Annotated in this window: 19 protein-coding genes; 15 read left to right on the plus strand and 4 right to left on the minus strand. The window is 71.7% G+C overall.

Annotation, left to right across the window (positions count from 1 at the left end; all coding sequences use genetic code 11):
- Nucleotides 1-194 precede the first annotated feature (194 nt).
- The 9 genes from ABGA98_RS25610 to ABGA98_RS25650 all read left to right on the plus strand — a co-directional run bounded on the left by ABGA98_RS25610 (nt 195) and on the right by ABGA98_RS25650 (nt 11,886).
- The gene (locus ABGA98_RS25610; protein ID WP_347620947.1) at nt 195-1,586 is read left to right on the plus strand and encodes an extracellular solute-binding protein; all 1,392 of its coding nucleotides are present in this window, start codon (nt 195-197) and stop codon (nt 1,584-1,586) included.
- A 46-nt stretch (nt 1,587-1,632) separates the two neighbouring features.
- The gene (locus ABGA98_RS25615; protein WP_347620948.1) at nt 1,633-2,526 is read left to right on the plus strand and encodes a sugar ABC transporter permease; all 894 of its coding nucleotides are present in this window, start codon (nt 1,633-1,635) and stop codon (nt 2,524-2,526) included.
- Nucleotides 2,523-3,350 carry a carbohydrate ABC transporter permease gene (locus tag ABGA98_RS25620; protein WP_347620949.1) on the plus strand — a complete coding sequence of 276 codons (828 nt, stop codon included), beginning with the start codon at nt 2,523-2,525 and terminating at the stop codon, nt 3,348-3,350. The genes ABGA98_RS25615 and ABGA98_RS25620 overlap by 4 nt, the downstream gene beginning before the upstream one ends.
- On the plus strand, nt 3,347-4,699 hold the full coding sequence (locus ABGA98_RS25625) for a GH1 family beta-glucosidase (RefSeq protein WP_347620950.1): 1,353 nt from the start codon (nt 3,347-3,349) through the stop codon (nt 4,697-4,699). The genes ABGA98_RS25620 and ABGA98_RS25625 overlap by 4 nt, the downstream gene beginning before the upstream one ends.
- 3 nt (nt 4,700-4,702) lie before the next feature.
- A complete protein-coding gene (locus tag ABGA98_RS25630) occupies nt 4,703-6,415 on the plus strand; it encodes a hypothetical protein (RefSeq protein ID WP_347620951.1) in 1,713 nt (570 codons plus the stop codon).
- A complete protein-coding gene (locus ABGA98_RS25635) occupies nt 6,400-7,926 on the plus strand; it encodes an FAD-dependent oxidoreductase (protein ID WP_347620952.1) in 1,527 nt (508 codons plus the stop codon). The genes ABGA98_RS25630 and ABGA98_RS25635 overlap by 16 nt, the downstream gene beginning before the upstream one ends.
- Before the next feature lie 291 nt (nt 7,927-8,217).
- Nucleotides 8,218-8,817, plus strand: a complete 600-nt coding sequence (locus ABGA98_RS25640; RefSeq protein WP_347620953.1) for a TetR/AcrR family transcriptional regulator — start codon at nt 8,218-8,220, stop codon at nt 8,815-8,817.
- Between the two features lie 62 nt (nt 8,818-8,879).
- On the plus strand, nt 8,880-9,557 hold the full coding sequence (locus ABGA98_RS25645) for an ABC transporter ATP-binding protein (protein ID WP_347620954.1): 678 nt from the start codon (nt 8,880-8,882) through the stop codon (nt 9,555-9,557).
- Nucleotides 9,550-11,886, plus strand: coding sequence for an FtsX-like permease family protein (locus ABGA98_RS25650; protein ID WP_347620955.1), 2,337 nt, complete (start codon nt 9,550-9,552; stop codon nt 11,884-11,886). Before ABGA98_RS25645 ends, ABGA98_RS25650 begins: the two co-directional genes overlap by 8 nt.
- Nucleotides 11,887-12,016: 130 nt before the next feature.
- On the opposite strand, the gene ABGA98_RS25655 is transcribed toward ABGA98_RS25650, so the two are convergent.
- The 4 genes from ABGA98_RS25655 to ABGA98_RS25670 form a co-directional block, all read right to left on the minus strand.
- Nucleotides 12,017-13,051, minus strand: coding sequence for an MFS transporter (locus ABGA98_RS25655; protein WP_347620956.1), 1,035 nt, complete (start codon nt 13,049-13,051; stop codon nt 12,017-12,019).
- A gap of 180 nt (nt 13,052-13,231) precedes the next feature.
- Entirely contained in the window at nt 13,232-14,269 is a 1,038-nt protein-coding gene (locus ABGA98_RS25660) for a PLP-dependent cysteine synthase family protein (RefSeq protein WP_347620957.1), read from the minus strand.
- Between the two features lie 70 nt (nt 14,270-14,339).
- Complete coding sequence (locus ABGA98_RS25665) at nt 14,340-14,687, minus strand: hypothetical protein (RefSeq protein WP_347620958.1); 348 nt, start codon at nt 14,685-14,687, stop codon at nt 14,340-14,342.
- Between the two features lie 292 nt (nt 14,688-14,979).
- On the minus strand, nt 14,980-16,692 hold the full coding sequence (locus ABGA98_RS25670; RefSeq protein WP_347620959.1) for a beta-N-acetylglucosaminidase domain-containing protein: 1,713 nt from the start codon (nt 16,690-16,692) through the stop codon (nt 14,980-14,982).
- A gap of 32 nt (nt 16,693-16,724) precedes the next feature.
- Here ABGA98_RS25670 and ABGA98_RS25675 point away from each other — a divergent pair, with 32 nt between their 5' ends.
- The 6 genes from ABGA98_RS25675 to ABGA98_RS25700 all read left to right on the plus strand — a co-directional run bounded on the left by ABGA98_RS25675 (nt 16,725) and on the right by ABGA98_RS25700 (nt 25,840).
- Nucleotides 16,725-18,581 carry an MBL fold metallo-hydrolase gene (locus ABGA98_RS25675; protein WP_347620960.1) on the plus strand — a complete coding sequence of 619 codons (1,857 nt, stop codon included), beginning with the start codon at nt 16,725-16,727 and terminating at the stop codon, nt 18,579-18,581.
- The gene (locus tag ABGA98_RS25680) at nt 18,581-19,621 is read left to right on the plus strand and encodes a LacI family DNA-binding transcriptional regulator (RefSeq protein WP_347620961.1); all 1,041 of its coding nucleotides are present in this window, start codon (nt 18,581-18,583) and stop codon (nt 19,619-19,621) included. Before ABGA98_RS25675 ends, ABGA98_RS25680 begins: the two co-directional genes overlap by 1 nt.
- A 106-nt stretch (nt 19,622-19,727) precedes the next feature.
- Entirely contained in the window at nt 19,728-20,696 is a 969-nt protein-coding gene (locus tag ABGA98_RS25685) for an ROK family protein (RefSeq protein ID WP_347620962.1), read from the plus strand.
- Complete coding sequence (locus tag ABGA98_RS25690) at nt 20,689-21,363, plus strand: SIS domain-containing protein (RefSeq protein ID WP_347620963.1); 675 nt, start codon at nt 20,689-20,691, stop codon at nt 21,361-21,363. The genes ABGA98_RS25685 and ABGA98_RS25690 overlap by 8 nt, the downstream gene beginning before the upstream one ends.
- Nucleotides 21,360-23,957 carry a glycoside hydrolase family 38 C-terminal domain-containing protein gene (locus tag ABGA98_RS25695; protein WP_347620964.1) on the plus strand — a complete coding sequence of 866 codons (2,598 nt, stop codon included), beginning with the start codon at nt 21,360-21,362 and terminating at the stop codon, nt 23,955-23,957. The genes ABGA98_RS25690 and ABGA98_RS25695 overlap by 4 nt, the downstream gene beginning before the upstream one ends.
- Complete coding sequence (locus ABGA98_RS25700; RefSeq protein WP_347620965.1) at nt 23,954-25,840, plus strand: hypothetical protein; 1,887 nt, start codon at nt 23,954-23,956, stop codon at nt 25,838-25,840. Before ABGA98_RS25695 ends, ABGA98_RS25700 begins: the two co-directional genes overlap by 4 nt.
- Nucleotides 25,841-25,842 lie beyond the last annotated feature (2 nt).

Here is a 25,842-nt window from a genome sequence, read left to right on the forward strand (position 1 = left end):
GGGCATTTGAGCAGGCGTCCCACACCGGCTCTTGTCGCTAACGACACGGAAACGCAGTGATATGAGTGGTTGACGGGATTTCGGCGATATGGGTACGTTCTCAGATGTGTGAACGTTGCCACACTGGCCTGGCGCCACGTGGCCGTCATCAGCATGCCTGATGCCCCGCTTGCTCAGTGTGGAGGCGAAACCCCATGAGATCCCCCCTCGTCCGCTGGTCCGTCCTGTCGGTGTCCCTGGCGCTGGCCCTCACCTCGTGTGCCAAGGGCACCGGTGGCGGCGCCGCCCCGACCCCGTCGGCCGGCCAGTTCAACCCCGGAGCCACGTTCAGCGGCTCCATCTCCGTGATGGGCTTCGGCGCGACCGACGAGATCGGCACCACCCGCGTCGACCTGGCCGAGAAGGCCCTCGGCGGCGCGGAGATCAAGCTGATCGAGGGCGACCTCGACATCCAGCAGTTCCTGTCCGCCGTCGCCGCCGGCGACCCGCCGGACATCATCTACGCCAACCGCGACCAGATCGGCACCTTCGCCTCGCGCGGCGCGATCATGCCGCTGACCGAGTGCATCAAGGGCGAGTCGATCGACACCTCGATGTACAACAAGAACGCGCTCGGCCAGGTGACGTTCGGCGAGGAGATCTGGGCCATTCCCGAGTTCAACCAGGTCCAGATCACCATGGCCAACGGCGACCTGCTCAAGGAGGCCGGGCTGACGATCGAGGACGTCAACGGCTCCGACTGGGACAAGGTCACCGCCGCGGCCAAGAAACTGGTCAAGGCCCCTGGCGGCAAGCTCAAGGTGATCGGCTACGACAGCAAGCTGCCGGAGTTCCTGCCCCTGTGGGCCAAGGCCAACGGCGCCGACCTGCTGTCGGCCGACGGCAAGACCGCCCAGCTCAACAACCCCGCCGTGGTCAAGGCGCTGGAGTTCGCCGTCGGCATCTACGACGCGCAGGGCGGCTTCGCCAAGGTCAAGGCCGTGCGCGACTCCGCCGACTTCTTCGGCAAGGGCAACCAGTTCGCCAAGAACGAGCTGGGCGCCATGCCGATGGAGCAGTGGTACGTCAACGTCCTCAACGACGTCTCGCCCAAGGCGCCCCTGGTCTTCGACACCTTCCGCACCCCGCAGGGCCGGCCCCTGGCCTACTCGTCCGGCTCGTCGTGGGCCATCCCCAAGGGCTCCAAGAACCCCGGCGCCGCCTGCCGCTTCGCCAAGACCATGACGCTCGTCGACACCTGGAAGGCCGCCGCCCAGGCCCGCCTGGACAAGCGCGAGGCCGAGGGCAAGCCGTTCACCGGCGTGCTCACCGGCAACGTCAAGGCCGACGCGGAGATCGAGAAGATGCTCACCTCGGGCGGCGAGCCCTGGGACGCCGGCGTCAAGGCCGTCTACGAGGCCAACGCGAACACCTTCAGCCTTCCCGCCAACCCGGCCGACAAGGAGTTCAAGGACGCCTGGCAGGGCGCCGTGAACCGGGTCCTCAACGGCCAGGACGAGCCGAAGGCCGCGCTCGACAAGGCCCAGCAGGACGCTCAGAAGGCGCTCGACGAGGCATGGGCCGGCTGGACGAAGCGTACGAACTGAGATGCCCCGCACCCGCTCCCACTCCCGGCCCGCGTTCCGGAGGTCCATGCGGTTCGTCGAGACCCGCGCGGCGCTGCTGTTCATCAGCCCGTGGATCCTCGGCTTCCTGATCTTCACCGCGTGGCCCGTCATCAACAGCGCCTACCTGTCGCTGACCGACTACGACGTGATCAACGACCCGTCGTTCGTCGGGCTCGACAACTACCGGACTCTCTTCGAGGATCCCAAGGTCGGCCTGGCGCTCAGGAACACGTTCATCTTCATGGTGATGTCGGTGCCGGCCCAGCTGGTCGTCTCCCTGGGCCTGGCGCTGCTGCTCAACAGCGCCACCAAAGCCACAGGCTTCTTCCGCACGGCGTTCTTCCTGCCCAAGATGACGCCGCCGGTCGCCGTCGGCATCCTGCTGCTGATGTTGTTCAACGGGCAGAGCGGCCTGATCAACGGCTTCCTCGGCATCTTCGGCATCGACGGCCCCGCGTGGACCACCGACCCCGACTGGGTCAAGCCCGGCCTGGTGCTGATGAGCCTGTGGACCGTCGGCTCGTCGGTGGTCATCATCCTGGCCGCGCTGCGCGGCGTCCCCCAGGAGCTGTACGACTCCGCCGTCGTCGACGGGGCCGGGTGGTGGAAGCGCACGCTGCGGATCACCGTGCCGATGATCAGCCCCACGCTGTTCTTCCTGTTCATCGTGGACAGCATCAACGCCCTGCAGTCGTTCACGGAGGCGTACACCGCCTTCTTCGGCTCGGGCAACACCACCTACAGCAACGACGCCGCGCTGTTCTACGCCATCTACCTGTTCCAGCAGGCCTTCGAGTTCCTGCACATGGGCTACGCCTCGGCCCTGGCCTGGCTGCTGTTCATCGTGATCATGGTGATCACGATCGTGCAGATCCTGGTGACCAGGCGGTTCGTCCACTATGAGGGGGGGAACCCGTGAGGCGCGCCCGGCTGATCCTGACGTGGACCGCGCTGAGCGCGTTCGCCATCGCGTTCATCTACCCCTTCGTCTGGCTGCTCAGCGCCTCGTTCAAGCCGCGCAGCGAGGTGTTCGACCACCGGCTGATCCCGGAGACGTTCACCTTCGACAACTACATCCAGGTCTGGCAGGAGGCGCCGCTGGCGTTGTGGATGGTGAACACGCTCTTCGTGACCGTGCTGGCGGCCGTCGCCGTCACGATCACGAGCGCGATGGTGGCGTGGGGCTTCGCCTACTTCCGCTTCCCCGGCAGGGGAGCGCTGTTCAGCGTCGTGCTCGGCACGATGATGTTGCCGGGCGCGGTCACCATGATCCCGGTGTTCCTCATCTGGAACTCCCTCGGCATGGTGGGCACGCTGACCCCGCTGTGGGCGCAGAACCTGTTCGGCAGCGCCTTCTACATCTTCCTGCTGCGCCAGTTCTTCCTCGGGCTGCCGCGCGAGCCGTTCGAGGCGGCCAAGATCGACGGCGCGAACAACTGGCAGATCTTCACCAGGATCGCCCTGCCGCTGTGCAAGCCGGCGGTCGTGGTGACGCTGCTGTTCGAGTTCCAGGCGGCCTGGACCGACCTGATGCGGCCGCTCATCTACCTGCGCGACTCCAGCACGTTCACCGTGCCACGCGGGCTGAAGGCGCTGCTCGACCAGTTCGGGTTCGGCGGCGAATGGCACTGGGAGATCGTCATGACGGCCAGCGTCATCACCACCATTCCGATGATCATCCTGTTCTTCCTCGGCCAGAAACACTTCGTCAAGGGCATCGCGACCACAGGGAGCAAGGGATGAGCTTCCCCGGCGGATTCCTGTGGGGCGCGGGCACGTCCGCGTACCAGATCGAGGGCCACCACGGCAGGGGCGAGTCCGTGTGGGACGTGTTCTGCCGCCGGCCCGGCGCCGTCGAGGGCGGCGGCGACGGCTCCCGGGCGTGCGACTCCTACCTGCGCTGGCGCGAGGACGTCGAGCTGGTCAAGGAGCTCGGGCTGCGCGCCTACCGCTTCTCCACCGGCTGGTCGCGGGTCATGCCCGACGGCGTGCGCCCCGACCCGAAGGCGCTCGACCACTACGAGCGCTTCGCTGACGCGCTGCTCGAAGCGGGGGCGGAGCCCGTGCTCACGCTCAACCACTGGGACATGCCCGCCGCGCTGACCGGCGGCTGGGCCGAGCGCTCCACCGTGGCCGCCTTCGCCGCCTACACCGAGGCGGTCGCCGGGCGGCTCGCCGACCGCGTCACCTGGTGGGTCACCCAGAACGAGCCGTGGATCATCCAACTGCTCGGCTACCAGCTCGGCCTGCACGCCCCCGGCGTCGCGGACCTGGGCACGGCCGTCAGAGCCGGCCACCACGTGCTGCTCGGCCACGGCGCGGCGGCCGACGTGCTGCACGCCCACCCGGGCGCGCTGGCCGGCTCGGCGCTCAGCCTCTTCCCCTGCGACCCGGCCACCGGCAGCGAGGCCGACCGGGCCGCCGCCACCGGCTCCGACGGCTACGTCAACCGGTGGTACCTCGACCCGCTGCTCGCCGGCGGCTACCCCGCCGACATGCGCGAGCACTGGGAACGGGCGCTCGGCCACGGCCTGGACTTCATCCAGGACGGCGACGAGGCCGCCATCGGCGGGCGCAGCGACTTCCTCGGCGTCAACTACTACACCAGGCGCGTCATGGCCGCCGCGCCGCCCGGCCCGTTCCCCTGGCGGGTCGTCGGGCCCAGCGGCGACGTGGCCAGGACCGACGAAGGCTGGGAGATCAACGCGGGGGCGCTGCGCGACCTGCTGATCGGCCTGAGCCGCCGCTTCCCCGCCACGCCGCTGATGGTCACCGAGAACGGCGGCGTCTTCGGCGACACGCCCGCGCACGACGGCCAGGTCCACGACGACCGCAGGATCGCGTTCCTGCGCGACCACGTCGCGGCCGTCGGCGAGGCCATCGACGCGGGGGCCGACGTGCGCGGCTACCTCCACTGGTCGCTCATGGACAACTTCGAGTGGGCGCTGGGCTACCGGCCCAGGTTCGGGCTCGTCCACGTCGACTACGCGACCGGCACCCGGACGATCAAGGACTCCGGGCGCTACTACGCCCGGCTCATCGCCGGGGGCGGCGCCGCCCCCGCCCTGCCCAGGATCGAGGCTTACGGCTAGACCATGCGGATCACCACCACGGACACCGCCTACCACCTGGACAGCGGGCACTACCGGCTGACCGTCTCGCGCACCGATCCCAGCGCCGAGCTGGAAGGCTGGCTGACGCTCAGCCTCATCGCCTCCGTCGCCACCGGGAGCGACCGCGACGAGACGTACGAGACCCTGCCGCCCGTGCTCGCCGAGCGCGGCGACGTGGCGGTCTTCGACTTCCCGCAGCGCTCGACCGCGTGGGCGGCCAAGACCGTCCGCCTCACCTGCACCCCCGAGACGATCGCGCTGGAGGTGCGGGTCGAGGGCGACGGCGTGATCGGCGACGTGACGCTGCTCGGCGGGCGGGCCGTGCTCAACACCCGCGCGGCCGGCACGTTCCGCTCGGCGGTGCACGCGCGCGGCGTCTTCAACCCCACGCCCACGCACCCGGTGCACGTGGTGCGGCCCGTGTCGGCGCCGCTCGCGCTCACCGTGATCGGCGACGCCTCGCCGGGCCGCCTGCACGCCGTCTTCTCGCCGCCGCCGCTGGCCATCGCCTTCAGCAGGGAGGAGCCCGACGGCGGTGCGACCTCCGTACCCGAAGGCCCCTGGCTGGGCGCGTCGGTGCGCGCCGGGATCGCGGACCTGACCTTCACCGAGCTCCGGTACGAGCCGCTCGACGGCGGCGCGCTGCTGCGGCTGGACTACGAGTGCCAGACGGCGGTGAGCGGCGCGTGGACGTCGCCGGCCGTGGTGTTCCGCGCCGCGTCGTCCCCCTGGGAGGCCATCTCCCACCACCGGGAGGACCTCGTCGAGCACGGCCTGGCCCCGCGGGGACCGGTCGCGGAGCGGCACGACTGGTGGAGCGGGACGATCTTCTGCGGCTGGGGCGCCCAGTGCGCGCGGGCCGACGGACGCTCCCCGGTCGAGCTGTCCCGGCAGGACCTCTACGACACGTGGCTGGCCAGGCTGGAGGAGCACGGCGTCGTGCCCGCCACCATCGTCATCGACGACCGGTGGCAGCTCACCTACGGCAACCAGGAGCCCGACCCCGACAAGTGGCCCAGGCTGCGCGAGTGGATCGCCGACCGGCACGCGCGCGGGCAGCGGGTGCTGCTGTGGTGGCGCGCGTGGTCGCCCGACGGGCTGCCCGCCGAGGAGTGCGTGACCGACGCCGCTGGCCGTGCCGTGGCCGCCGACCCGTCCAACCCCGCCTACCGGCGCAGGATCGGCGAGATCATGCGCCGGCTGCTCGGCGACCTCGACGCCGACGGATTCAAGATCGACTTCACGCAGTGGTTCCCCAGCGGGTCGCACCTGAAGGCGTACGGCTCCACGTGGGGGCTCTCCCTCCTGCACCAACTGCTCGGCACCATGTACGCCGCCGCCAAACGCGTCAAGCCCGACGCCCTGATGATCACCCATACCCCGCACCCCGCGTTCGGGGACGTCAGCGACATGATCAGGCTCAACGACGTGCTGGAGCTCGACGCCCGCGGCGAGCCCGTGCCCGCCGTCGACCAGCTCCGCTTCCGCCACGCGGTGGCCGTCCACGCCATGCCGGAGCACCTCGTCGACACCGACCAGTGGCCCATGCCGAGCCGGGCCGACTGGCTCGCCTACGCGCGGGAACAACCGTCGCTCGGCGTGCCCGCCCTCTACTACGTGGAGTCCATCGACAACACCGGCGAACCCATCACCGGCGACGACCTGCGCCAGGTGGCGACGTGGTGGCGGCGATGAGGCAGGCCGAGGTCGTCGTGTACGGCGCGACGTCCGCGGGCGTGTGCGCCGCCGTCGCCGCCGCCCGCCGCGGCCTCGACACCGTGCTGCTCGAACCCGGCCGGCACGTCGGCGGCATGACCTCCGGCGGGCTCGGCTACACCGACATCGGCGACCCGCGCGTGCTGGGCGGGATGGCCGCCGAGTTCCGCCAGGCGGTCGCCGACGCCTACGGCGTGGCTCCCGGCCACTACGCCGGGCCGGAGCCGCACGTCGCCGAGGCCATCTTCGTGTCGTGGCTGGAACGCGCCGGCGTGGAGGTCGTGTACGACGCCCCGCTCCGCACGGTGGTCACCTCAGGGGATCGCATCTTCTCCGCCGTCACCCGCCAGGGCGACTACACCGCCGGCGCCTTCGTGGACGCGAGCTACGAGGGCGACCTGATGGCCGCCGCGGGCGTGTCGTACCGGGTGGGCAGGGAGGACCGCACGCTGCACGGCGAGACCTTCGCCGGGCGGCGCGAGGTCGTGCCCGGCATGCACAACTTCCCGCCGTGGATCTCCCCGTTCCGCGCCGACGGCACGCTGCTGCCGCAGGTCGCCGACGGGCCCATGGCCGAGGTGGGCGCCGGCGACGGCGGCGTCATGTCGTACGGCTACCGCGTCTGCCTGACCAGCGCCGACGACCGCATCCCGATCGAGCGGCGGCCCGGCTACGACGAGGAGCACTGGGAGCTCGGACGGCGGTTGTTCCGCCACTGGCGCGAGCAGGGCGTCGAGCCGCGCGCCGGACGCCTCGTCGGCCTGGCGCCGAACCTCCCGAACGGCAAGTGCGACGGCAACTCGCTCGGGCCGTTCTCCCTCAGCGTGCTCGACCGCTCCGCCTGGGACTACCCCGACGCCGGCCCCGGCGAGCGCGAGCGCATCCGGCTGCACCACCTGCACCACGCCCAGGACCTGCTGTACTTCCTCTCCCACGACCCCGAGGTGCCCGCGAGCGTGCGGGCCGAGCTGGGGCGCTGGGGGCTGCCGCCCGACGAGTTCGCCGACACCGGCCACCTGCCGCACCAGCTGTACGTGCGGGAGGCACGGCGGATGCTGGGGGACAGGCACCTGACGGAACACGACCTCGTCCAGAGCCGCCCGCAGCCGGACGCCATCGCGATGGGGTCGTACCACCTCGACATCCGCGAGGTGCAGCGGACCTGGCGGCAGGTGTACGAGCATCCCGACCCGGTGCCGATGGTCGTCACCGAGGGCTACCTGTCGGTGGGGGTCGCCCCCTACCAGATCCCGTACGCGGCGATCGTGCCCCGGCGCGCGGAGTGCGGCAACCTCGTGGTGCCGGTGTGCCTGTCGGCCTCGCACGTGGCGTTCTCCTCCATCCGGATGGAGGTGCAGTACCAGATGCTCGGCCACGCCGCCGGGCTCGCCGCGGCGCGGGCGGCGGGGAGCGGCAAGGCGGTGCAGGACATCGACGTCACCGCCCTTCAGGACGACCTCTCCGCCGCCGGCCAGGTGCTCTCCCTCTGACCACGCCCCGCGCCCCCGCCGGACCTCCGGCCAGGGGGCCTTCGGTACTGGTGAGGGTCGGACCGGATTCTGGCGCTAGTGCCTCGTCGATCAGGGCGCGGACGTGCGCGTCGCGGGCCCGGTACAGCACGCGACGGCCGTCGCGCCGGGTCTGCACGAGCCCGGCCAGGATGTCTAGCGGAGCGTGCTGGCTGTTCATGGACCAGCTATATATGAACACAGCGCATAGTACTGAACACAGTGTCCCGAATCCTGGAGGTCTTGATGCCGGCAGCCAGCACGGATCGCCGGGTGCGGCGAACCCGGGAACTCCTTCGGCGTGCCCTGGTGGACCTGATCTTGGAGACGGGTTACGACCGGATCACCGTGCAGCACATCATCGACCGTGCCGACGTCGGCCGCTCCACCTTTTACGCGCACTACACCGACAAGGACGATCTCCTGCTCAGCAACCTGGAGGAGCTGGCGGCGGCGTTCGAGGAACACATGGAGCGCCACTTCGCCAGCCGTGCCGAGCCCAATCCGGTGCTGGCCGCCTTCGAGCACGCCGACCGGCAGCGCGACCTGTACAAAGCGCTGGCCGGCAAGCGGGGCGCGGAGGTGATCAGAACCGGGCTGCGCCGCCGAATCAAGGAGGTCATGGCTCGGCGGGTGCCGGAGTTCCTGCCGCACCGCGACGGCGCGGTACCGGTGGAGGTCACCACGGAGTTCCTGCTGACCTCGATGCTCGGCCTGCTGGTGTGGTGGCTGGACAACGACCTGCCGTACACGGCCGAGGAGATGGCCGACTCGTACGCGTCTGATCGTGCCCGGCGTTCAGGCCGCCTACGGAATCTGAACAATTGCGCTGATCTGTTCACTGCCGCACTGAACTGCGGTTTCGTCGATTGACCGGCCTTCTGATATCGAACATCGTGTTCTGAAACTGACTCAATGTTTTGATAGGAGGCTCAGTGCCCGTCATCGACATACGCGAGGTCACCAAGACCTACGCCACCCCGCAGGGCCCGTTCACCGCGCTGCGCGGCGTCTCGCTCAAGACCGACCCCGGCGAGTTTCTCGCGGTGGTCGGCCGGTCCGGCAGTGGCAAGTCCACCCTGATCAACATGATCACCGGGATCGACCGGCCCACCAGCGGCGAGGTTCACGTCGCCGGGGCCGCCGTGCACGAACTGGACCAGCAGGCGCTGGCCATCTGGCGCGGGCGCAACGTCGGCGTGGTGTTCCAGTTCTTCCAGTTGCTGCCCACGCTGACCGTCGCCGAGAACGTCATGCTGCCCATGGACTTCTGCGACACCTACCCGCGCTCCGAGCGCCGCCCCAGGGCACTGGAGCTGCTGGAACGGTTCGGCATCGCCCAGCAGGCCGACAAGCTGCCCGCCGCACTGTCCGGCGGCCAGCAGCAGCGCGCCGCCATCGCCCGCGCGCTGGCCAACGACCCGCGGCTGCTGGTCGCCGACGAACCCACCGGCAACCTGGACTCGTCCACCGCAATCGCCGTGCTGGAGCTGTTCGCGGCCATCGCCGGCGAGGGCACCACCGTGGTCATGGTCACGCATGGCAACGACGCGGCCCCGTACATCACCTCGACCGTGGAACTGGCCGACGGAACGGTGAGCGCGCATGTCTAACCCGCTGTCTGGGCCGCTGTCTGGGCCGCGCTGGCGCAAGCTCCGCCGTGACATGGCGCTGGCCTGGGGGCGTACGGTCATGATGGTCGTGGCCATCGCGGTCGGGGTGACCGGCATTGGCGCGGTGCTCAGCGCCAACGCGATCGCCTCACGCGAAATCACCCGCAACTACCTCGGCACTGCGCCCGCCGCGGCCACCCTGGAGCTGGATCGGGCCGACGCCGCGCTGGCCGAGCAGGTCCGCGGCCGCCCCGGCATCACCGACGCCCAGGCCAGAGCCACTCTCGCCGCCACGATGCGGATCGGGCCCGACGAATGGCGGACGCTGGTGCTGTTCGTGGTGCCGGACTTTGACGGCATGCGGATCTCCACGTTCGCCCGCGAGTCCGGAGCCTGGCCGCCGCCGGCGGGCACCATGCTGATCGAACGTGCCGCCCGCGACATGGTGCCGCCCGGACCCGTCGAGGTGCGCCTGCCCGGCGGCCAGAGCCGCACCATTACCGTCTCCGGCGCCGTGCACGACCCCGCGCTCGCCCCCGCCTGGCAAGACCGCGCCGGCTACGGCTACATCACCCCGCAGACGCTCGCCGTGCTCGGCGGTAGCGCTTCCTTGGATGAGCTGAAGATCCGCACCGAGGCCACCACCTCGGAAGGCATCGCGCAGACCAGCCGCGAGCTGGCGGCCTGGCTGCGCACCCAGGGATACCAGGTGCACGAGATCCAGGTGCCGCCGCCAGGCCAGCACCCGCACGAAGGGCAGATGCAGGCGCTCATGCTGATGCTGCTGATCTTCGCCTTGCTCGGGCTCGTGCTGGCCGCGATCCTGGTGGCCACCGTGATCGGCGGCATGCTGGTTCAGCAGATCCGCCAGATCGGCGTGATGAAGGCCATCGGTGCCCGCACCGGCCAGATCGCCCGCCTGTACGCCGTCCAGGTGCTGCTGCTCGGCGTGGCCGCGGCCGCGGTCGGCATCCCGGTCGGCACTATCGCCGGCCGCGTGTACGCGGCTGTGGTGGCCGATCTGCTCAACCTGAACCTGCACAGCCAGGCCGTCCCGCTGTGGGTGTACGCCACCCAGTTCGCGGCGGCCGTGCTGGTGCCGCTCCTGGTGGCGGCCGTGCCGATCCGCCGGGCCACCCGCCTCACCGTCCGCGAGGCGATCAGCGACTACGGCGTACGCCCGGAGACCGTCTCGGCCCGGCTGACCGGGCTCAGCCGCATCCCGCTGATGGCGTTGCGCAACGCTTTCCGCCGCCGGGCACGGCTCGCGCTCACCCTCGGACTGCTGTCGGTCGGTGGCGCACTGTTCCTGTCCGGCCTGAACGTGGCCGCCGCCTGGCAACGCACCGTCGACGACGGCATGGCCGCCCGCCACTACGACATGGAGGTGCGGCTGGCCGCCGCGGACCCCGCCCTCATCGAGCGCATCCGCACCACTCCCGGCGTCACCCGGGTGGAAACCTGGGGAGGAGCACCCACCGCCGCCGGGGACGTGGTCACCACCTACCCCGACGGCGGCCATGGCAGCTTCAGCCTGCGCGGCGTCCCGGAGGACTCCAGACTTCTGGACCTGCCCGTCACCTCAGGCCGATGGCTGGCCCGCGGCGACACGAACGCGGTCGTGCTGAACTCCATGGCCGCCGACCCGCTCCCCGACGCGCGCCCCGGCGACACGCTCACTCTCCAGCTCGACGGCCGCGCCACCACCTGGCGCGTCGTCGGCACCGTCCGCGAGATCGGCTCACCGGCCGCCGCCTACACCACCAAGACCGCCTTCGAACAACACGCCGGCCCCGCCCGCGATCTGCGCATCGCCACCTCAGACACCGCGGCCGTGCAAGGCGTGCTCCGCGACGCCCGCGTCGAGGGCGCGCCCCTGGCCACCGCCGAACTGCGTGAGGCCGTTGACGGCCACATCTTCGTGCTGATCGGCGCGCTGACCGCCCTGGCCGTGCTGATGGCGATCGTCGGCGTGCTCGGCCTGACCGCCGCCACCGGCACCAGCGTGGTGGAGCGCACCCGCGAGTTCGCCGTCATGCAGGCCATCGGCGCCACCCCGCGCACCGTGCTCGGCATCGTGCTGGGCGAGACGGTCTTTGTCGGGCTGCTCAGCTGGCTGGCCGCCGCCCTGCTCGCGCTCCCGCTGAGCTGGATGATCGGCGACCTGCTCGGCGACCTGGCCTTCCGCGCCCCGTTGCCGCTCACGATCTCACCCCTGGGTCTCGTCCTCTGGGCCCTGGCCGCCGTCGCCGGCTCAGCCCTGGCCGGAGCCGCCCCCGCCCGCCGAGCCGCCCGGCTGACCATCCGCCAGGCCCTCGCTTACGTCTGAGGAGTATCGATGCGCAAGACACTGTTCATTCTGCTCGCGATCGCCGTCGTGATCGGTGGCCTGGCCGTGGCCGCTCATCAACTGGACCTCTCGGCCCTGATCCGTCAACTCCACGGAGGATGATCCGACGTCATGTCTGCTGCGACTCGGCGCGCGTCTCCAGGGGGAGGTAGCGGCTCGCGGCCGGATCGCGGTGCAGCAGGCGTACGGCCAGCGCGCACGTCGCGCCCACGGCGGCGAGCCCTGTCCAGGCCCAGACGGGGCCGAGGTCGAGCAGCCGACCCACCGCGAGGTTGCCGGCGGCGACGCCGATACCGGCGACCGTGTTGTAGAAGCCGTAGTGCGTGGCCACCCGCTCCCCGCCCGACAGGGCCACGACGGTGTCCATTTCGAACGGGTAGGCCAGCACCGTGCCGAGCGTGAGCAGCGCCGTGCAGGCCAGCACGGCCGCCACGGGCACCTGCACCGCCGCGATCCCGTACGGGATCAGTGGGACGAAGGCCAGAGCCATCAGGGCGAGGCCGCGCACGATGGCCTGCGAGGCCGTCCAACGCTGCCGCGCCCAATCGGTGACACGCATCTGGCCGAGCAGCGCCACCAGCGCGGACACCACGAACAACACGCTCACCGCGCCGCTGTCATCCAGTTCCAGCGGCAGCGCCAGGTAGATCTGGAAGGACAGCACGTACGAGCCGACCACGGCCAGCGCGAAAGTGTCGAATCGCCGGTTCGCCGCGATGTCGCGCCAGTCCGCCAGCACGCCCCCGTGCCGCTGCGTCTCGGTGCGGCACGGGGGCAGCGCGGCCAGCTGGACCAGGGTGAGCACTGCGAAGACGCCCGCGGCCACGACACAGACCAGCCGGAAGTCGGCCGAGAGCAGCACCACGCCGATCAGCGGGCCGAGCAAGATTCCGCCCTGGTAGAAGACGTTGAACGGCGTGAACGCCTCGACCCTGCGCTCTTTCGCGCCGTGCGCGACGTACGCGCGGACCGCAGGGTTGAACAGCGCCCCGGCGAAGCCGGTCATGGCCGAGGCGGCGAGCAGGGCCGGCAGCGTGTCCACGAACCCCAGCAGCCCGAAGCCCGCCGTGCGCACCAGGCAGCCCGCGACGATGACGGGCCGGTAGCCGAGCCGGTCGGCGAGCGTCCCGCCCACCAGGAACATGCCTGCTGGCTGAGGTTGCGCATGCCCAGCACCAGCCCGACCGCCCAGGCGGCCATGCCCAGCCCGCCGGACAGGTGCCCGGCGAGATACGGCATCAGCATGAGAAGCCGAGGTTGATGGCGAACTGGTTGACCATGAGCATCTGGACGCTGCGGTCGAAGGAGCGCATGCGGCGCCACATCAGCGCATCACCATGCGGGTCCACCGGGTGACCTCGGCCTCGCCGGGATCCTTGATCTCGTCGGGTTCGTCGTTCGGCGGCCGGTCCAGGAGGTGGTGTCGGGCGCAGTAGGCGTCGTCGAACACGGTCGTGTAGTAGCGGGCGGGGCCGTCCGGGAAGACGGCGGCGATGCGGGTGCCGGGCGGCTGGGTCCTGGCGTGCCAGGCGGCGACGACGGTGACCGCGCCGACACTCCATCCACCCGTCGCGTAGTGGGTCTGCGCGAGCGTCCGGCTCGTCCACACCGCTTCCTGCGGCGCCACCCAGTGCACCTCGTCAAAGGCGTCGTGGTCGACGTTGCGCGGATGGATGCTGCTGCCCAGGCCCCGCATCAGGCGCGGCCGGGCCGGCTGCCCGAAGATCGTGGAGCCCACCGCGTCCACGCCGACCAGGCGCAGCGCCGGCTGGTGCAGCCGCAGCCGTCTGGCCACCCCTGCCGAGTGCCCGCCGGTCCCCACGCTGCACACCAGCACGTCGACGCGGCCCAGCTGCGTGAGCAGTTCGTCGGCCAGACTCGTGTACGCCTCGACGTTGTCCGGGTTGTTGTACTGGTCCGGGCAGTACGAGCTCGGGTCGCTCGCCAGGAGCCGCGCCACGCGATCCAGGCGGGCCTGCTGCCAGCCGCCGCGCGGGTGAGCTTGTGTGACGGTCTCGACCCGTACGCCATAGGAGACGAGCAGGGTTTCGATGATGGCTTCCATGCCGGGGTCGGTGACGACGGTGACCGGATGGCCGTACGCGATGCCGGCCAGTGCCAGGCCGAGCCCGAAGGTGCCGGAGGTGGACTCGACGATCATCGCGCCCGGGGAGAGGTCGCCACGAGCCCGGGCCCGTCCCACGATGTGCAGGGCCGCCCGATCCTTCAGCCCGCCGGGATTGACGCCTTCGAGCTTGGCCCAGAAGCCCCGGCCCGGTGGGGCGAACGGTTCCCCGATCCGGCACAGAGGTGTGTGTCCCACCAGGTGCGTCATGGTGAGTTCGGTGGTGGAAGAAGTCATGGTGATCACTCGTTTCGGCGCATGCTGCGCCATGTCGCTGACTGGTGGATGACGTAGGAGCACGTCCTCCTCAGCAGCGGCACACTTCGAGCGTCTGGGTGAGCGCGGCCCGGCCACGGTAGTCCCCCGGCGGTGATCGGCCTACCGGGACCGTGGTCAAGCTCTGATCGGAGTCTTGGGGCAGCAAGGACGGGGCAGTCCACGCGTCCTGACTGTGCGGGGCGTAGAGCGCCGCAGACGTCACGAACGGGTGGGAGTGGGCCTTCTCATCGTGATCCTCGTCAACCGGATGGCCTTCACCCGCCGTGACGACAGCAGTCGCCCCCACATGGTCGGGGACGTGGGCGGCGTGAGCCCACAGGTGAGCGATCGTGAGGAGACCGAGCAGCACGATGAACCACGCGTACTTGCGCGGCAACCCCACATCCCTCAACAATGCGCACATGACTAACTACAGAGAGTAACTGAGCGTGGGTGGTGACCTCCCGGCACCCCCTTGCCAGCCTCGTGCACGACCCGGCCGGGCAGGGGTCAGGACCGGCGGCGCGCCCCCAGGTCTCCCCCCTTCTGCGCGCCGGCGCCTCCGGCGAGAGGCGAGACACGGGCGTGGCGGGCCGGCGACGCCACCGACGTGTGCCCGGACAAGGCCGGCAGGGTGGAGGTGTCGGCCCCGTCTCCGGCGGCATGCCTCCTCGGTCGGGCCCGCCGGCTCAAACAGCAGCCGCAGCGTGGCCGGCCTGTTCCAGGGCGGCCCGGACGAACGGCGGGATGACCCGGCGCAGGACGTTCGCCTTGTGCTCCTCGGCCCTGGCCAGCGCCCGCGCCACGGCGGCGGCCTGGGCGGGACGGGCGTCCGGGGCGGCGGCGAGCAGGTCGAGGGCCGTCAGGCCCGCCACGGCCATGTCCTTGGCGGCCGCCACCCAGCGGGCCAGCTCCGCGGCGATCGGTCCCGGCACGTCGAGCGGCAGCTCGGCCAGCCGGGTCAGCTCGGCGCGCAGCCGTACGGGCGGCTCGGCCTTCAGCGTGTCCGCGCACAGGGACGTGAGCACCGGGCTCTGGTCGGCGCCAGGAGGCCAGGACGAGCACGCCTCCACCAGCGGCAGCAGGTCCGTGACGCCCGGCAGCAACCGCACGGCGCGCTCGTGGGAGCGGGCCGGATCGTAGGCCGCCGGGTGCCAGGCGTAGTCGGCCACGGTCGTGAGCGCGATCCGCGACGCCGCCGCCTCCACCATCGGGTTGGCCGTGATGCCCTCCAGCGGCACGCCGTCCAGCTCCGTCGCCCGCCCGACCAGCGGACCCAGGAAGACCCGGTCGAAGTCGAAGTCGTTGACCGGGAAGTTGTCCCACAGGGCGACGCGGTGGCCGTAGGAGGCCGCGGCGGCGGTCATGTCGCGCGCGGAGATCTCGCCCACCACGATGTCGGACCCGGTCCACCAGACCAGCACGTCCGGCGGCAGCTCGGCGGCGAGCCGGTCGCGGTAGGCGGTCCTGCCGGTGCCGGCGTAGTCGGTGGGCACCATGGTCAGCGGCCGGTCGGCCCCACGCGTGGCGAGGAACCCCGCGGCGAAGTCGCGGCAGACGGCCGCGTGGGCGCTCGCGCTCGCACCCTCCCGCGTGCCGAACTCCTCCCTGTCGGGCTCGTGCCGCAGCTCGGGCGGGATGTCGTCGAAGAGCAGTGCGAACTCCCTGACGCCCACCTCCCACACCTGCTCCGCCTTGGCCCGCAGCGCCGCCCGCTCCCCGGCGTCGCTGTAGACCATCGACAGGCCGGGGCTCAGCGCGAACACGAACCTGACGTGCCGCGCCGCCGCCTCCGCCACCAGCTCGGCCAGCCTCGCCAGTTCCTCGTCCGGGTACGGCTCCCGCCACCGCTCCCGGTGGAACGGGTCGTCCTTGGGGGCGTAGACGTAGGCGTTGAGCTTGTGCCTGCCGGAGAAGCGCAGGTGTTCCACGCGGGCGGCGTGGGTCCACGGAGTGCCGTAGAAACCCTCGATGGTGCCCCGGAGCGGCAGGTCGGGCCAGTCGCGTATCTCGACCTCCGGCACGCACACCCGATGCTCGGAGCAGGCGGCTCCCGGGGGTTCCGTCAGGGCGAGCAGCGTCTGCGCGCCGTAGAAGGCGCCCGCGGGGTCCGCGCCGACGATCAGCACGCGGTCGCGGGCGGCGCTCAGCGTGTATCCCTCCGGCGGCAGCCCGGCCCCGGCGTCCACCCGCACCTCCACCGCCACCGGCCCGCCCGGCGTCCCGGTCTGCCCGGCCGGCGGGGCGTCCCGCCCTTCGGCCGCGTTCGCCGACCCGAGAGCGCGCAGGGCGGCGGTGGCGGTGGCGGGGCCGGGCTGGATGCGGCATCCGCTGAGGTCCACGTGCGACCGGCCGGCAGTGACTGTTTTCGGATGGGGGACGATCCAGTCCAGGGCATGCATTGTGGGAACGATACCGGATACAATCTCGCCCCGTGAGCGAGGATGTGACCGAAGTTTTGCCCGGGGTGTTCCGAATTTTGGACACCTGCCACGTCTATGTCATCGCGGCTCCCGATCAGCCGGGAGCGGAACGCACCGGGATCGCCATCGACTTCGGCTCCGGCCGTGTGCTCGACCTCCTGGATGAGCTCGGCCTCGACCGGCTCACCGATGTTCTCATGACACACCACCACCGTGACCAGGCACAAGGCCTGGCCAGGGCGGTGGAGGCGGGCGTGGCCGTGCACGTGCCGCCGGTCGAGCGCGACCTGTTCGAGAAGGTCGGCGACATGTGGCAGGGCCGGCGCATCAGCAACGACTACGACCTGCGCGACGACCGCTTCTCGCTGCTGGAGCCGGTGCGGGTCGACGGCGTGGTGCCCGAATACCGCACGGCCCGCTACGGCGGCGTGGACGTCCGCGTCCTGCCCACCCCCGGTCACACCCCTGGCTCCGTCAGCTATCTGGTGGAGGCCGCCGGCACGAAGGCGGCCTTCACCGGCGACCTGATCTACGCGCCGGGAAAGGTGTGGTCGCTGGCCGCCACCCAGTGGTCCTACACCGAGAACGAAGGCCCCGCGATGGTCGTCCTCAGCTCCGAGCTGCTCCAGCGGGAGGAGCTCGACGTGCTGCTGCCCTCGCACGGCGAGCCGATGACCGACCCCGCGGACGCGCTCGCGCGGCTGTCCACGGCCATGCAGCGCTACGTCGACTTCCGCCGCCCGCATCCCTGGAACGTGCGCGGGCTGCTGGCCGAGCCGTTCATCGAGGTCACCCCCCACCTGCTGATGAACAGGAGCAGCCAGTCCTACAGCTACGTCCTGCTGTCGGAGTCGGGCGCGGCCATGGTGTTCGACTTCGGCTACGACATGTGCACCGGCCTGGTGAGCAGCACCGCGCGTGAGGCCCGCCGGCCGTGGCTGGCGTCGCTGCCCGCGCTGCGCGAGCTCCACGGCGTCACCGAGGTCGAGGTGGCGCTGCCCACCCACTACCACGACGACCACGTGGCGGGCATGCCCCTGCTGCGCGACGTCGAGGGCACCGAGATCTGGGCGCCGTCCCACATCGCCCCGATCCTGGCCACGCCGCTCCACCACGACCTGCCCTGCCAGTGGTTCGACCCGATCCCCGCCGACCGGGTGCTGGGGCTGGGGGAGACGGTGCGGTGGCACGAGTACGAGATCACGGTGCACGACCTGCCGGGGCACACGCTGTTCGCGGCGGCGTACGCGTTCGAGGTGGACGGGCACCGGGTGCTCGTCACCGGCGACCAGCAGGACGGCAGCGGCGTCCCGGGCGAACGCCAGGAGATCCTGAACTTCCAGTACAAGAACAGGTTCAGGATCGAGGACTACCGCAAGAGCGCCGCACTCTACCGGCGGCTCCGCCCCGACCTCATGGTCAGCGGCCACTGGCGGCCCCGCTGGGTGGACGACGACTACCTGCGCATGCTCACCGAGCGCGGCGAGGAGCTCGTCGCCCTCCACCACGACCTGCTCCCGCTCGACCGGCTCGATGTGGGGGCCGACACGGTGTTGTGCCGCCTGACCCCTTACTATTCGAGCGTCCCCGCCGGGGGCGAGATCACGCTGACGGCCACGGTGCGCAACCCCTGGCCGGGCAAGGCGACGGTCACCGTGGAGCCGGTCGTTCCGCCGGGCTGGCGTCGCGAGCCGGGGCCTTCGACGCTAAGGCTGGACGGAGGGGGTATGGATCAGGTGCGTTTCCGTCTCGGCGCGGACACCGTGCCGCGGCGCCGCGTACGCCTCGCCGTCGATGTGACCATCGGCGATCTGCGCCTCGGGCAACACGCCGAGGCACTGGTCGACGTGGTCGGGGAAGGGAATTGATGACCGTAGAGCGGCGCCCGTCCCCCAGCCGTTCGCGACGTCCCACGATCAAGGACGTCGCGGAGGCCGCCGGCGTCTCCCGCTCCACCGTCTCCCGGGCGCTGACCGGGCGCGGCTACGCGGCCAGCGACGTGCGCGAGCGGGTGCTCCGGGCGGCGGCCGAGCTCGGCTACGTGCCCGACGTGATGGCCCGCACGCTCAAACAGCAGGTGAGCAGGTCCGTCGGCGTCCTGGTGAGCGACCTGCGCAACCCGTTCTACGCGGAGCTGGCCGCGGGGGCCAGCAGGGAGGCCCGCGAGCGCGGCTACACGATGGTCCTGGCGGACACGAGCCTGTCGGCCGAGGCGGAGAGCGAGGCCGCGGAGGCGCTCGTGGCGCTCCGGGTGGCCGGCGTGGTCGTGACGCCCAACTCCTCGGCCGTCTCCACCTACCTCGGCGCCCACGGCATCCCGGTCGTCGAGGTCGACCGGCAGTTCGCGGCGGGCTCGACCGACGGCGTCGTGGTCGGCAACCGCGTCGGCGCCCGCACGGCCACCTCCCACCTGGTGGAGCTGGGTCACCGCCGGATCGCGCTGTTCATCGACGAGACCGACTGGACCACCGGCTACGAGCGCTACCAGGGCTATCTCGAAGCGCTCGCGGCGGGCGACATCAAGGTCGAGCCCGAGCTGGTCGTCTCGTCGGGCTGGGACGTCGCCGACTCCCGGCGCAGGGCGCTCGACATGCTGCGCGGGCCCGACCGGCCCACGGCCGTCTTCGCGGCCAACAACGTGCTCGCCGAGGGCGTCTGGCGGGCGATCGGCGAGCTGGGGCTGCGGGTGCCCGCCGACATCAGCCTCGTGGCCTTCGACGACGCGCCCTGGATGAGCATGGTCTCGCCCACGGTCAGCGCGGTCTCGCAGAACACGTACGGTCTGGGCGCGACGGCCGTACGCCGGCTGTCGGAGCGGATCGAGATGCCCGAGGCCGACTCGGTCACCACAGTGCTCAACGTGCGGCTGATCAGCCGCGAGTCCACCGCACCACCCCCCGAGATCTGACATTTCGGCATATGCCGCGTTGACCCGTGGGGAAAGGTCGCCCTAGGATCCCGTGTGGGAACGATGTCACAGTCCTGGTGCGGCGCCCGTTCCCGTCGGAGGCCCAATGGAGCACGATCTTCCCCCCGTTCTGTCGCTGGACATCGGCGGCACCAAACTCGCCGCCGGCGTCGTCACCGGCGACGGCCGGATCCACGGCTGGCAACTCGTCCCCACCCTCAGGGACGAAGGGCCGCGGCGCGTGTTGTCCAGGCTCTTCGACCTGGGCAGAAAGGCCATCGCCGAGGCGGGCGTGCCCCACGTGGCAGCCGTCGGCATCTCCTGCGGCGGGCCGCTCGACGCGGCGGCCGGCGTGCTGGAGTGCCCGCCGCACCTGCCCGGGTGGATCGACATCCCGATCGGCGCGATGGCGACGGAGGCGTTCGGCGTCCCGTCCGCGCTTGAGAACGATGCCACGGCCGCCGCCCTGGGCGAATTCCGGCATGGCGCGGGGCGCGGCACGTCCACGATGCTCTACCTCACCGTGTCCACCGGCGTCGGCGGCGGCTCCGTCATCGGCGGGCGCCTGCACAGGGGCGCGGCCGGCAACGGCGGCGAGCTGGGCCACGTGATGGTCAGGCCCGGCGGCCGCACGTGCTCGTGCGGCCGGCTGGGCTGCCTGGAGGCGTACGCGTCCGGCACCTCCATCGCCGAGCGCGCCCGCGAGGCCGTCGCCGCCGGGCGCACCTCGTCCCTGTCCGCCGTCGAGTCCCCGACGGCCGAGGACGTCTCCCTCGCGGCGGCCGCCGGTGACGCGCTCGCGAACGAGATCTGGGACGAGACCACCGGGGCGCTCGGCACCGCGATCACCGACCTGGTGAACGCCTTCGAGCCGGAACTCGTCGTCCTCGGCGGCGGCGTCACCCGATCCGGCGCCCGGCTCCTCGACCCCGTCGCCGCCGCCGTCGCCAGGGACGCCATGCCTCCCGCGGCCCGCGCCGCCCGCATCGAGCTCGCACAGCTCGGCGCGGGGGTGTGCGTGGTGGGCGCCGGCGCCGTCGCACACGACCTCGTCACAGGAAAGACCGATGCCTGACCTGCCCCCGCTGACCGCACCCCTCACCCCGACCCCCGACGACGCGTCCCCCGAGACGCCCCAGACGTCCCGCGACACCGGTGGAGCCGGGACGGCCGGGCTGCCGCCCGTGCTGGCCGGGCACGTCGAAGGCCATCTCGCGGCGGCCCGCCGCACGGCGGAGCTGGTCCCGGCCGTCGAGGCCGTCGCGGACCTGCTCATCGAGGCCTTCACCGGCGGCGGCACCCTCTACACGATGGGCAACGGCGGCAGCGCGGCCGACGCCCAGCACCTCACGGGCGAGCTGGTCGGCCACTACAAACGCGACCGCCGCCCGCTGCCCGCGGTGACGCTCACGACCGACGCCACGGTCATGACGTGCATCGCCAACGACTACGCCTACGAGGAGGTCTTCGCCCGGCAGGTCCAGGCTCTCGCCCGGCGGGGAGACGTCGTGGCGGCGTTCACCACCAGCGGGAACTCGCCCAACGTGGTCGAGGCCCTGGCGACCGCACGGAGCAGGGGAGCGGTCACGGTACTCTTCGGCGGCGGCGACGGCGGAGCCGCCGCGAAGCACGCCGACCACCTCCTTCTCGCCCCCTCGTCCGAGACCCCGCGCATCCAGGAGATCCACACACTGATGCTGCACATGATCAGCGACAAGGTCGACGCATGGGCCGCCGCATGACCAGGCTCCCTGACCCCACGCCCGCCGACCGCACGCCCGCCGCCCCCATGGCGAACGCCCCTTCGGGCGCGCAGCCCGCCGACCTGCCCCGTGCGCCGCGACCGGCCGCCACCCCTGGCCGCACCCTGCACATGATCGGCAACGCACACCTCGACCCGGTGTGGTTGTGGCCGTGGCAGGAGGGCTACCAGGAGGCGCGGGCGACGTTCTGGTCGGCGATCCACCGCATGGACGAATATCCCGACTTCGTCTTCACCTGCGACCAGGTCGTCCTGCTGTCGTGGGTGGAGGAGTCCGACCCCGAGCTGTTCGCCAGGATCCGGGAGAAGGTCGCCGAGGGCCGCTGGGTGATGACCGGCGGCTGGTGGGTGGAGCCCGACTGCAACATGCCGTCGGGGGAGTCGTTCGTCCGCCAGGGTCTGTACGGCCAGCGCTACCTGAAGGAGAAGTTCGGGGTCACCGCGTCGGTCGGCATGAACGTCGACCCGTTCGGCCACAACGCCATGCTGCCCGCCATCCTGCGCGGGCAGGGCATGGACTCCTACTGCTTCCTGCGCCCCGGGCCGCACGAGAGCGAGTTGCCCGGCACGATGTTCTGGTGGGAGGCGCCCGACGGCAGCCGCGTGCTGGCGTACCGCATCCCGTTCGAATACTGCAGCCCGCCCGGCGAGGTCGCGGGGCAGACCGAGAAGGCGCTCGGCCAGCTCGACCGCTCGCTAGGCGACCTGATGATCTTCTACGGCGTCGGCAACCACGGCGGCGGCCCCACCAGGGCCAACATCGAGTCCATCCACCGCTACGACCGGATGGGCACGTTCGGCGAGCTGACGATGTCGTCGCCGCGCCGCTACTTCGACGAGATGGCCAAGCGCCTCGGCGAGCAGGGCCTGGCCGAGCTGCCGGTGTGGCGCGACGACCTGCAGCACCACGCGGCCGGCTGCTACTCCTCCCACTCCGGTGTCAAGGCGTGGCAGCGCAGGGCGCAGGCGGCCGTGCTGTCGGCCGAGCGGTGGGCCGCGATCGCCGGCCACGACGCCCGCGCCGACCTGGAACGCGCGTGGAAGCAGGTGCTGTTCAACCAGTTCCACGACGTGCTGCCGGGCTCGGCCATCGAACCCGCCTACGACGACGCCCGCGACCAGCTCGGCGAGGCCGTGGCGATCTCCAAGCGGATCATCACCAGGGCGCACAACGTGATCGCCCGCGACATCCGCGTGCCCGAGGAGACCGGCACCCAGCCGGTGATCGTCTTCAACCCGCACCCGTGGCCGGTCACCACCCGGGTCGAGATGCAGTACGGCCTCGCCCCCAACGGCGTGCACGTCGTGGACGCTGACGGCGCCGACGTGCCGTGCCAGCGCACCCAGTCGGTGGCGACCACCGACGACAAGGGCCGCGGCGCCACCGTGTTCCAGGCCGAGCTGCCGCCCCTCGGCTACCGCCTCTACCGGCTGCGCCAGGGCCCCGGCATGCACGCGGCCGGCACGCTGTCGGCCTCCGAACTGCACCTGGAGAACGACGTGCTCCGCCTGGAGCTCGACCCCGCCACGGGCTGGCTGACGAGCCTGCTCGACAAGCGCACCGGCGTCGACCTGGTGGCCGGGGCGGCGGGCGAGCACACCCAGATCTGCGAGGACCCGACCGACACGTGGGGACACCGCGTCGTGTCCTACGACTGGCCGGGCGAGGCGATGGCGACCACCGGCATCGTGCTGCGCGAGAACGGCCCGCTGCGCGCCCGCATCCGGGTCGAGCGGGCGTGGGGCCGCTCGACGATGACCGAGGAGTTCATCCTGGGCGCGGGCGACGACGACGCGGTCGAGGTGCGGGTCACGCTCGACTGGCGCGAGCGGGCGCACCTGATGAAGCTGCGCTTCCCGGTCGCGCTGGAGAACCCCGCGGCCACGTACGAGATCCCGTTCGCGCACCTCGGCAGGCCGATCGACGGGGCCGAGGAGCCCGCCCAGTCATGGGTGGACCTGTCGGGCGCCGTCGACGGCGCGCGCGCCGGGCTGGCCGTGGTGAACAACGCCAAGCACGGCTACGACGTCGCCCCGCCCAGCGCCGGCCGCGACCACAGCATCGGCATCACAGCCGTGCGCAGCCCCGTCTACGCCTGGCACGACCCCCGGCTGCTCGACCCCGACGGCCACTACTCCTACCAGGACCAGGGCACGCAGCGGTTCGCGTACCTGCTGGTGCCGCACGCCGGCGACTGGCGCGCCCCCGGGCTGACCCGCCGGGCGGCGCTGCTCGGCTCCCCGGTGCGGGCGATGCTGGAGAGCTTCCACGACGGCCCGCTTCCCCCGGCGCGCGGCTACCTCGACGACGGCGGCGGCCAGGTCATGGTGACCGCGGTGAAGCTGCACGAGGACGCGCCGCGCGACCTGGTGGTACGCGCCGTGGAGAGCACCGGCCGGGCGGCCGCGGCCACGCTCGACATCCCGCTGGCCGGCGTCAGGATCACGGCCGACTTCGGGCCGAGCCAGATCCGTACGTTCCGGATCCCGCTCGACGATCCGCACTCCGCCGTGGAGACCGACCTGCTGGAGCTCGGCAGCCGCAAGGGCGCGTTCACCGTGGAGTCGTGGTGACCGGTCCGCTGCTGATCGCCGACCCCGGTGGCGGCGAGGTGGCCGTCGAGGTGCTGGGCGCGGGGCCGTACACCATGAGCGGGCGGTGGGGCGAGCGACGCGCGACGGGCCGCCGCGAGCTGCGCCTGACCATCCGGTACGACGGCGCCGAGCCCTCCGCCGGCACCGTGCGCGTCAGCAGGCGGGTGCCCGCCGCTGAGCCGTGGTGGCTCATTCCCGGCCTGTTCTACGGCGAGAACCGGCCGGCGGCGTGCCGGCGGGTGTTCCCCCGCTTCGAGGCGGGCGCCGACCGGCCCGACGAGATGGTCTCGGCCCGGTGGGGGTTCCGCGCGGACCGGGCGGCCACCCCCGCCGTCATGGTGTGGGGCGACGAGGCGGGCGCCTGCCTGATCGCGGACGAGGAGTCGGCGCTCGGCGCCACCGGCCTGGCCGTCGAGCACGCGGCGGGGGAGGCGACGATCGCGCTGCTCTTCCCGTACCAGGAGTTCCCGATCACCTACTACGGCTCGGCGCTGCCGCTGCCCGCCGAGGCCGCCACGCACGTGTGGCAGCCCGGCGAGTCGCACGAGCTGACCGTGGCGACGTGCCCGCTGCCGGCCGACCGGCACGCGTACGCACCGCTGCTGCGCGAGGACCGCGAGCTGCGCCTGCCCGCCGCTCCCGTCGAGCCGTGGCAGGACGTCGAGGAGGCGGCCGGCATCGCCGCCGAGGGCCTCTACCGCTGGCACTACGACCCCGACCCCGGCGTGTTGCTGGAGACGGTCGGGTTCGACCGGGAGGTCAGCGGCGCCGACGGCGAGCGGGTCGACCGGCAGGCCATGCACGTCGGCTGGGTGAGCGGCATCCCGTGGGCGGCCGCGCTGCTGGAGCACGGCCTGCGGACCGACCGGCCCGAGCACGTCGCCGCCGCCTCGCGGGTGATCGACTTCATCTGCGCCAACCTGTCGCCGTCCGGCACGTTCTGGGGTACGTGGTACCGCCGTTCGGGCTGGTCGCAGAGCTGGAGCCACACCAGGGACGCCCTGCACGCCCGCACGCTGGGGGAGGCGACGTTGTTCCTGCTGCGGGCGCTGCGCCACCGGCCCGACCCGGCCTGGCAGGCGGCGGCCCGCTCCAACCTCGACGTGATGGTGGCCCGCCAGCGGCCCGACGGCAACCTCGGCACCCTGCACCACGCGGCCACCGGCGAGGTGCTGTCCTGGTCGGGCGCGTCCGGGCTGACCTGGATCGCGGCCCTGTGCGAGGCGGGCGGCGAGACGTACCTGCGGGCCGCGGAACGGGCGGGCGGCTACTACGCGGCCTTCGTCGAGGACGAGTTCATCTACGGCGCCCCCGAGGACGTCGACCTGGCGCCGACGTCGGAGGACGGCTACGCGGCCGTCATCGCGTACATGGCGCTGCACCGCGCCACGGGCGCCGCCCGCTGGCTCGACCTGGCCCGCCGCGCCGCCGACTGGACGCTCACCTTCCGCTACTCCTACAACGTGCGCTTCGGCCCCCGCACCCCCCTGGGCGTGTACGGCTTCGCCACCCGCGGCGCCGACCAGGCCTCACCGTCCAACCAGCACCTGCACGCCTACGGCCTGGTGTGCACCGACGAGCTGATCGCCCTGTCGGAGGCGCTCGGCGACCCTTACTACGCCGAGCGGGCGCACGAGACGCTGGCCTGCTTCCGCCAGTTGCTGCCCGCCGCCGACGGCGATCTGAACGCCTACCGCGGCATGATCACCGAACGCTACTACCAGACCGACTGCTTCCAGCCGAAGGGCATGTACCTCACGTTGTCGCACGCCTGGAGCGCCGGGGTGCTGCTGCTGGCCTGCGAGCAGGTGATCGCCCGCGACCGGCTCGCCTGGATGGACGCCGCCCTGCGAAAGCCCTAGGG

The sequence above is a fragment of the Nonomuraea sp. B1E8 genome, assembly GCF_039871515.1.
Classification (GTDB): Bacteria; Actinomycetota; Actinomycetes; order Streptosporangiales; family Streptosporangiaceae; genus Nonomuraea.

Coding starts and splice junctions, on each gene's coding strand:
- ABGA98_RS25610 (WP_347620947.1), top strand. CDS start 195: ATGAGATCCCCCCTCGTCCGCTGGTCCGTCCTGTCGGTGTCCCTGGCG.
- ABGA98_RS25615 (WP_347620948.1), top strand. CDS start 1,633: ATGCGGTTCGTCGAGACCCGCGCGGCGCTGCTGTTCATCAGCCCGTGG.
- ABGA98_RS25625 (WP_347620950.1), top strand. CDS start 3,347: ATGAGCTTCCCCGGCGGATTCCTGTGGGGCGCGGGCACGTCCGCGTAC.
- ABGA98_RS25630 (WP_347620951.1), top strand. CDS start 4,703: ATGCGGATCACCACCACGGACACCGCCTACCACCTGGACAGCGGGCAC.
- ABGA98_RS25650 (WP_347620955.1), top strand. CDS start 9,550: ATGTCTAACCCGCTGTCTGGGCCGCTGTCTGGGCCGCGCTGGCGCAAG.
- ABGA98_RS25655 (WP_347620956.1), bottom strand. CDS start 13,051: ATGTTCCTGGTGGGCGGGACGCTCGCCGACCGGCTCGGCTACCGGCCC.
- ABGA98_RS25660 (WP_347620957.1), bottom strand. CDS start 14,269: ATGACTTCTTCCACCACCGAACTCACCATGACGCACCTGGTGGGACAC.
- ABGA98_RS25670 (WP_347620959.1), bottom strand. CDS start 16,692: ATGCATGCCCTGGACTGGATCGTCCCCCATCCGAAAACAGTCACTGCC.
- ABGA98_RS25680 (WP_347620961.1), top strand. CDS start 18,581: ATGACCGTAGAGCGGCGCCCGTCCCCCAGCCGTTCGCGACGTCCCACG.
- ABGA98_RS25685 (WP_347620962.1), top strand. CDS start 19,728: ATGGAGCACGATCTTCCCCCCGTTCTGTCGCTGGACATCGGCGGCACC.
- ABGA98_RS25690 (WP_347620963.1), top strand. CDS start 20,689: ATGCCTGACCTGCCCCCGCTGACCGCACCCCTCACCCCGACCCCCGAC.
- ABGA98_RS25695 (WP_347620964.1), top strand. CDS start 21,360: ATGACCAGGCTCCCTGACCCCACGCCCGCCGACCGCACGCCCGCCGCC.